Annotated in this window: 5 protein-coding genes; 1 reads left to right on the top strand and 4 read right to left on the bottom strand. The window is 57.7% G+C overall.

The window, feature by feature from the left end:
• Positions 1-264, top strand: a 264-nt coding sequence (locus GVL50_RS28815) for a hypothetical protein (protein ID WP_218586039.1), incomplete at its 5' end; no start/stop codon positions are given.
• Positions 265-306: 42 nt separating this feature from the next.
• Here GVL50_RS28815 and gyrB read toward each other — a convergent pair.
• Genes gyrB through dnaA form a run of 4 tightly spaced genes read right to left on the bottom strand, consistent with a single transcriptional unit; the run spans position 307 to position 6,517 of the window.
• On the bottom strand, positions 307-2,724 hold the full coding sequence (gyrB, locus tag GVL50_RS12580) for a DNA topoisomerase (ATP-hydrolyzing) subunit B (protein WP_008084382.1): 2,418 nt from the start codon (positions 2,722-2,724) through the stop codon (positions 307-309).
• 5 nt (positions 2,725-2,729) lie between these two features.
• On the bottom strand, positions 2,730-3,833 hold the full coding sequence (gene recF / locus GVL50_RS12575; RefSeq protein WP_053125303.1) for a DNA replication/repair protein RecF: 1,104 nt from the start codon (positions 3,831-3,833) through the stop codon (positions 2,730-2,732).
• A gap of 14 nt (positions 3,834-3,847) precedes the next feature.
• Complete coding sequence (gene dnaN / locus GVL50_RS12570; protein WP_053125301.1) at positions 3,848-4,951, bottom strand: DNA polymerase III subunit beta; 1,104 nt, start codon at positions 4,949-4,951, stop codon at positions 3,848-3,850.
• 39 nt (positions 4,952-4,990) lie between these two features.
• A complete protein-coding gene (gene dnaA, locus GVL50_RS12565) occupies positions 4,991-6,517 on the bottom strand; it encodes a chromosomal replication initiator protein DnaA (protein WP_159813307.1) in 1,527 nt (508 codons plus the stop codon).
• Positions 6,518-6,779 lie beyond the last annotated feature (262 nt).

The raw sequence follows: 6,779 nt of genomic DNA, 5'->3' as shown, positions 1-6,779 counted from the left end.
CAACATTTCCATGCTGATCACCCTGTATTCTCCTGCTCGAAAAGTGAGCAGAAGCAGTTGAACACCTGGGTCAGTTTTCAGTCGGCAGAACAGCCTTTACTGGGTCAGTTTTCGGTCAGCGGCAACAGGCAAACAGAATGCCCGCTGCTATTGGGCCACATTTTCAGAAATACTGCTTGTCCAGCATCAACCTACCAAAAGCAAAATCCCCCGACAGGCTTGCGTCTGTCGGGGGATTTTCTTTTCAACTTAGATGGCGTTTAACTTTGACCAACGTGGAAAATAACTTTTCCCACCTACAGAGGATCAGAAATCCAGGTTCGAAACCGCCAATGCATTGCTCTCGATGAAGTCACGGCGAGGTTCGACCGCATCACCCATCAGGGTGTTGAAGATCTGGTCTGCGCCGATGGCGTCTTCGATGGTGACTTTCAGCATGCGGCGCACGCTTGGGTCCATGGTGGTTTCCCACAGCTGATCCGGGTTCATTTCGCCCAGACCTTTGTATCGCTGAATGGTGTGGCGCTTGGTGCTTTCAGCCATCAACCAGTCCAAGGCTTCCTTGAACTCGGTGACCGCTTTCTTGCGCTCGCCGCGCTGGATGTACGCGCCTTCGTCGAGCAGGGTGCTCAACTGAGCGCCGAGGGTGACGACGGTTTTGTAGTCGTTGCTGCCGAAGAAGTCGCGGTTGAAGGTGACGTAGTTCGACAGGCCGTGGGAGATCAGTTCGACCTCTGGCAGCCACACGCCACGTTCACGGTCTTCACGCAGACTGGCCTTGTAGACCAGACCGGATTTTTCCACGGTACGCAGACGCGCTTCGTACTGGGCCAGCCACTCTTGCATCGCTGCGTGGTCGCCGAGCTTTTCCAGGCTCACGGCCGGCAGGTAGATGAAGTGCTCGGTCAGTTCCTGCGGGTACAGGCGCGACAGACGCTTGAGGGTCTTCATTACCATACGGAAGTCATTCACCAGACGCTCGAGCGCTTCACCGGAAATGCCCGGGGCTTCTTCGTTCAGGTGCAGGCTCGCATCTTCCAGGGCCGACTGCGTCATGTACTCTTCCATGGCGTCGTCGTCTTTGATGTATTGCTCTTGCTTGCCTTTCTTGACCTTGTACAGCGGCGGCTGAGCGATGTAGATATAGCCACGCTCGATCAGCTCCGGCAACTGACGGAAGAAGAAGGTCAGCAACAGGGTACGGATGTGCGAACCGTCGACGTCAGCATCGGTCATGATGATGATGTTGTGATAACGCAACTTGTCGATGTTGTACTCGTCGCGACCGATGCCGCAGCCCAGTGCGGTGATCAAGGTGCCCACTTCCTGGGAAGAAATCATCTTGTCGAAACGGGCTTTCTCGACGTTCAGGATCTTGCCCTTCAACGGCAGGATCGCCTGGGTCTTGCGGTTACGGCCCTGCTTGGCAGAGCCGCCCGCGGAGTCACCTTCCACGAGGTACAGTTCGGAGAGCGCCGGGTCTTTTTCCTGGCAGTCAGCGAGCTTGCCCGGCAGACCGGCGATGTCCAGCGCGCCTTTACGGCGGGTCATCTCGCGGGCTTTACGCGCCGCTTCACGGGCACGCGCAGCGTCGATCATCTTGCCGACGACCAGCTTGGCTTCGTTCGGGTTTTCCAGGAGGAAGTCGGAGAAGTACTTGCCCATTTCCTGTTCGACCGCGGTCTTCACTTCGGAAGAGACCAGCTTGTCTTTAGTCTGCGAGCTGAACTTCGGATCCGGCACCTTCACCGAGATGATCGCAGTCAGGCCTTCACGGGCATCGTCACCGGTGGTGGCGACTTTGTGCTTCTTCGCCAGGCCTTCGGCTTCGATGTAGGTGTTCAGGTTACGCGTCAGTGCCGAACGGAAGCCCACCAGGTGGGTGCCGCCGTCGCGCTGCGGAATGTTGTTGGTGAAGCACAACAGGTTCTCGTTGAAGCTGTCGTTCCACTGCAGGGCGATTTCCACGCCGATGCCGTCTTCACGCTGGATGTTGAAGTGGAACACCTGGTTGACCGCAGTCTTGTTGGTGTTCAGGTATTCAACGAACGCACGCAGGCCGCCTTCGTATTTGAACAGCTCTTCCTTGCCGCTGCGCTCGTCCTTGAGGACGATGCCGACACCGGAGTTGAGGAAGGACAGCTCACGAATACGCTTGGCCAGGATGTCCCAGCTGAAGTGAATATTCTTGAAGGTGTCAGCCGACGGCTTGAAGTGAATCTGGGTGCCGGTGGTTTCGCTGTCGCCAACGATGGCCATCGGTGCCTGAGGCACGCCGTGGACGTAGGTCTGTTCCCAGATCTTGCCACTGCGGCGAACGGTCAGTACCAGTTCTTCGGACAGCGCGTTCACTACCGAAACACCTACACCGTGCAGACCGCCGGATACTTTGTAGGAGTTGTCGTCGAACTTACCGCCAGCGTGTAGGACCGTCATGATGACCTCGGCGGCGGAAACGCCTTCCTCTTTGTGCACATCTACCGGGATGCCACGGCCGTTGTCTTTAACGGTGATGGACTCATCCGGGTGGATGATGATGCTGATGTCGTCGCAGTGGCCGGCGAGGGCTTCGTCGATCGAGTTGTCGACCACCTCGAACACCATGTGGTGCAGACCGCTGCCATCGTCGGTGTCACCAATGTACATACCGGGACGTTTGCGTACGGCATCCAGGCCTTTCAGCACTTTAATGCTCGTTGAGTCGTACGTATTTTCTTCGCTCAATGCCTTCACTCCCGATGGTCGTGGGTCTGGGTGATACGGCCCTGTTCCACGTGGAACAAAGCGACTGGCGTTTCCGTCTGCCAGCCTTCCCTCAATAATTCGTGATCTACACAGGTGATAAACACCTGGCAGCGTAAGTCTTCCAGCAAACGGCACAGCGCGCGGCGGTGGTTCTCGTCCAGTTCGGACGGCAGGTCATCCACCAGATAAATACACTGACCGCGTCGGGCCTGGCTGACCAAGTGCCCTTGGGCAATCCGCAGTGCACAGACCACCAACTTCTGCTGACCCCGGGACAAAATGTCCGCGGCGTTGTGGGCGCCCAATCTAAGACGCAAATCAGCGCGTTGCGGTCCGGCCTGGGTATGACCCATTTGCTGATCCCGTTGCAGGGATCCAGCCAGTACGGCGCTCAATTCCCGGTCTTTGTCCCAGCCTCGGTAATAGCTGAGCGTCAAACCTTCGAGCTCAACCAGTTCGCTCAAGGTTTGTTCAAAGACTGGTTTCAAGGCTTTGATGTAAGCGCGGCGGTATTCATCGATTTCAGCGCTGGCCTGGCACAGTTCCCTGTCCCAAACCGCTTGCGAAACGGCGTCAAGTGTACCATGCCGCAGCCAGGAGTTTCTCTGGCGCAAGGCCTTCTGCAAACGCTGCCAAGTGGCCATGAAACGCGGCTCAACGTGGAACACGCCCCAGTCGAGAAACTGCCGGCGAATCTTCGGCGCGCCTTCAAGCAGGCGGAAGCTGTCGGGGTTGATCAACTGCAGCGGCAGGATCTCCGCCAGTTGCGCAGCGCTGCGGGCGTTCTGCCCGTCAATACGGATCTGGAACTCGCCCTGACGATCGCGCGAGATGCCCAAAGCGCTATGGCCACCCTCGGCCAATTCGACCTGACCGAACACGGTACAGGCGAGTTGTTCGTACTGGATGACCGGCAACAGACGCGTGCTACGAAACGAACGGGCAAGCCCCAGCAGATGAATGGCTTCCAGAACACTGGTTTTGCCGCTGCCGTTAGCGCCGTAAAGAATGTTGATGCGGGGGGAGGGGGAGAAGGTCACCGGGTGCAGATTGCGCACCGCGGTGACCGAAACACGACTTAAGGACATCCAGGGTCAGCTGATTACAGACGCATCGGCATGACAACGTAAGCCGAGTCGTCGTTGTCGGACTCTTGCACCAGCGCGCTGCTGTTGGAGTCGGACAAAATCAGGCGAACCTGCTCGGTGGTCATCACGCCCAGCACGTCGAGCAGATAGCTCACGTTGAAGCCGATTTCCAGGGAGCCGCCGTTGTATTCAACGCCCACTTCTTCTTCCGCTTCTTCCTGCTCCGGGTTGTTGGCCTGGATCTTCAGCTGACCGTTGGCCAGTTGCAGACGGATACCACGGTATTTCTCGTTGGACAGAATCGCGGTACGGCTGAACGCTTCACGCAACGCTTGGCGATCGCCCAATACCAACTTATCACCGCCCTTCGGCAGAACACGCTCGTAGTCCGGGAATTTACCGTCGACCAGTTTCGAGGTGAAGGTGAATTCGCCGGTGGTCGCGCGGATGTGGTGCTGACCCAGGACGATGCTGACATTGCCGTCCGGCTCGGTGAGCAGACGTGCCAGTTCGAGAATACCTTTGCGCGGCACGATCACCTGATGGCGATCCGGCTGACCGATATCGGCTTTCATCGAGCACATGGCCAGACGGTGACCGTCGGTGGCCACGGCGCGGATGATGCCTTCGGACACTTCCAGCAGCATGCCGTTGAGGTAATAACGCACGTCCTGCTGAGCCATGGCGAAACTGGTGCGTTCGATCAAACGACGCAGTTTGCTTTGCTCAAGGCTGCAGGTCAGCGAACCCGGGCCTTCTTCAACGGTCGGGAAGTCGTTGGCAGGCAGGGTCGACAGGGTGAAACGGCTACGGCCGGCCTTGACCACCAGCTTCTGCTCGTCGACTTTGATGTCGATCAGCGCATCGTTGGGCAGGCTTTTGCAGATGTCCATCAGCTTGCGCGCAGGCACGGTGATGGAACCTGTTTCCGCAGGCTCTTCAAGTTGCACACGACCGACCAGCTCGACCTCAAGGTCGGTACCGGTCAGCGACAGTTGCTGGCCTTCGACTACCAACAGCACGTTGGACAGTACCGGCAAGGTCTGTCGACGCTCGACGACGCCTGCGACCAGTTGCAGGGGTTTCAACAGGGCTTCGCGTTGAATGGTGAAATGCATGGTCTAGTCCCTTGCCTTAATAAGCTGCGCTGGTGTTCATCAAGTGGTCAGTGTACGCAGCAGGTTCTTGTAGTCCTCGCGGATGTCCGCGTCGGATTCCTTAAGTTCGTTGATCTTGCGGCAGGCGTGCAACACGGTGGTGTGGTCGCGGCCGCCAAACACATCGCCGATTTCCGGCAAGCTGTGGTTGGTCAGTTCCTTGGACAACGCCATCGCCACCTGACGCGGACGTGCGACCGAGCGCGAACGGCGCTTGGACAGCAAGTCGGAGATCTTGATCTTGTAGTACTCGGCGACGGTGCGCTGAATGTTATCCACAGAGACCAGTTTGTCCTGCAACGCCAACAGGTCTTTCAGGGATTCGCGAATCAGCTCGATGGTGATGTCGCGGCCCATGAAGTGCGAGTGGGCGATCACGCGTTTCAGCGCGCCTTCCAGCTCACGGACGTTGGAACGAATACGCTGGGCGATGAAGAACGCGGCGTCGTGCGGCAAGTCGACTTTGGCCTGATCGGCCTTTTTCATCAAGATCGCTACGCGGGTTTCCAGTTCCGGCGGCTCGACGGCAACCGTCAGGCCCCAGCCAAACCGGGATTTAAGGCGCTCTTCAAGGCCTTCGATTTCTTTCGGATAGCGGTCACTGGTGAGAATGACCTGCTGGCCACCTTCAAGCAGGGCGTTGAAGGTGTGGAAAAACTCTTCCTGCGAACGCTCTTTACGGGCGAAGAACTGAATGTCATCGATGAGCAGCGCATCCACCGAACGGTAGAAACGCTTGAACTCGTTGATCGCGTTCAGCTGCAGCGCCTTGACCATGTCGGCCACGAAACGCTCGGAATGCAGGTACACGACCTTGGCATTCGGGTTCTTCTTTAATAGATGGTTACCCACCGCGTGCATCAAGTGAGTTTTACCCAGGCCAACGCCACCATAAAGGAAGAGTGGGTTGTAGCCGTGCTTCGGGTTATCCGCCACTTGCCAAGCCGCCGCGCGGGCGAGCTGGTTGGATTTACCTTCGACGAAATTCTCGAAGGTGAACGTACGGTTCAGGTAGCTGGTGTGCTTGAGCGCACCTTCGACCTGCACAGTCCGCTGTTCGGCACGAACCGGGGCCTGCTGCGAAGCGGCGCCGGACATCGGATCGAAGCTGTCGCGAGACGGTTCATCGCTGACTTCCGGGCTTTTCTGCGTCGAGCGCTTGGCGCTCGGTGCTGGCGTCTGAGTCGGTGCTGGCGTGTTCACCGGGGCAGCATTCGCTTGCGCCTGGGAAGCTTGCGCTGCCGCCAGTGGCGCATTCGGTGCGGCACGCGGTGCCGAGCTGCGTTTGCTGCCTATTAATAAGGAAAGCGCAGGCGCCATGCCGTTGCCGTGCTCATCCAGCAGTTCAAGGACGCGCCCCAGGTACTTTTCGTTGACCCAGTCCAGAACAAAACGGTTCGGTGCGTAGACGCGCAACTCGTCGCCTTCGGCTTCGACCTGTAGTGGACGGATCCAGGTGTTGAATTGTTGGGCAGGCAGCTCCTCGCGCAAAAGCTCCACGCACTGCTGCCAAAGTTCCACTGACACGGATATCCCCTAAGTTGAAAGCCGGTGAGGCAAAAACAAGCGGCCATTGTAGCGGCGAGCCGCCCACTTATCCACATGCAGGTTGCCCGGTGAACATGATTTATCAATGCGTTAAACCAAAAAAAGGCGACCAACGGTGTGTGAATAAGCTCTGTGGATAACCGCCCCTGAGGGCACTGGACAACTGGGGGTTGAACTCGGTGGATAACCTTCCTGTGGATAACAGGCCATTCCACGCACAGGTTATCCGACAGTGCAGCAC

This window comes from Pseudomonas sp. 18058 (assembly GCF_902706155.1).
GTDB classification, from domain to species: domain Bacteria; phylum Pseudomonadota; class Gammaproteobacteria; order Pseudomonadales; family Pseudomonadaceae; genus Aquipseudomonas; species Aquipseudomonas rustica.
The sequence above is the reverse complement of the archived record's forward strand: the minus strand, read 5'-3'. Positions and strand labels throughout refer to the sequence as shown.

Excerpts from the sequence above, each read along its gene's own strand:
- recF (WP_053125303.1), bottom strand. The coding sequence starts at position 3,833 with ATGTCCTTAAGTCGTGTTTCGGTCACCGCGGTGCGCAATCTGCACCCG.
- dnaN (WP_053125301.1), bottom strand. The coding sequence starts at position 4,951 with ATGCATTTCACCATTCAACGCGAAGCCCTGTTGAAACCCCTGCAACTG.